The 1,094-nt window shown below is 45.9% G+C and carries 1 protein-coding gene; it reads left to right on the top strand.

All coding sequences use genetic code 11. The annotated features are described in order from the left end of the window. Positions 1 to 333 precede the first annotated feature (333 nt). Positions 334 to 1,094 (top strand): hypothetical protein (locus tag KDK15_RS04845; RefSeq protein WP_257294235.1); only part of this gene is annotated, 761 nt, incomplete at its 3' end.

The raw sequence follows: 1,094 nt of genomic DNA, 5'->3' as shown, positions 1-1,094 counted from the left end.
TATTGTACTTATAAAACTCTAAAGTCGAGCTTTATTATTGGTTGGTGACTTTTCTATTGCCTCAAATTGAAATTTAATCCACCAGATTCCTGGCGGCCATCTGTAGAACTTCCTTCAGCTTTTGAATCAGATGAATCAGAAAGTTGTGTCTCAAGATTGAATTGAAGATTAACCAGTTGCTCAAATACTAAAAACGACAATAATCAACAATCCTTATTTGCTACCCTTGGGCTGTATACTTTTTTCTCTCGAATATTTGCAAATTACATAAAGTTAGATATTTTTCTGTTTGGTTTGAAAAGAATGTAAGTCAACTGACGGGTTAATTAAGCCATGCATATTCAAGTTTCGGTTAAACCAACTGAGCTAACCAATCACCATTCAGGTTTTCCTGATAAAGAAGTTCCTGATCGTGCTGATAAAACCAGTGCGTTTCACTCACGGCAGGTGAATAATAAAAAGACAGGGACGACGACCCTTAATAAACTGAGTAGCCAGGACCAAACCAGCCATTTGATTCAGCCTGCCAGATCTTCAGACTTGCTTAGTCGGACAAAGTCAATTCATCCAAGCACAGCTGCAATAATGGCAGGCACTCAGGCATTGTCATCCAGCACGTTGGCTCGGATCTCACCGGAAATGAGTTCGTCGATTAAGACCACCGAGGCATCAGCAGGCTTATCAGAGATTACGAAAGAACCGTCAACATCGCTAAAAACAGCTTCGTCGTCTACCGTACAAACCACTTCCACCGCAACACTCCCATCGTCCTCTGTCACCGACGGTGCTGAAACCGACACCTCCCGGCATATGGTCGTATCCAGTACGCCTGCCGAGCCGGTTGCGACCCCCTCCTCCCCAAGCACTGAAAGCCACCAGGAACAGGTTGATCCACAGGACAGAAAGCGGTCGAAACGGTATGCGGACCTTGGACAGCCGCCGCTGCCTCCCGGTTCTCAGTCACACTTCACCCTGACCCAGCGGAAACTGCTGAAAGGGTATTCCGACCAGACCAAGGCAATCTATGACAGTTATGCCCACCAGGCAGGTGACATAAAGCAGCAGAATCAGCAGATTATGGCAGCCATACCAGC

Origin of the sequence: Endozoicomonas sp. YOMI1 (assembly GCF_024606345.1) — a bacterium.
Taxonomy (GTDB): domain Bacteria; phylum Pseudomonadota; class Gammaproteobacteria; order Pseudomonadales; family Endozoicomonadaceae; genus Endozoicomonas.
The sequence above is the reverse complement of the archived record's forward strand: the minus strand, read 5'-3'. Positions and strand labels throughout refer to the sequence as shown.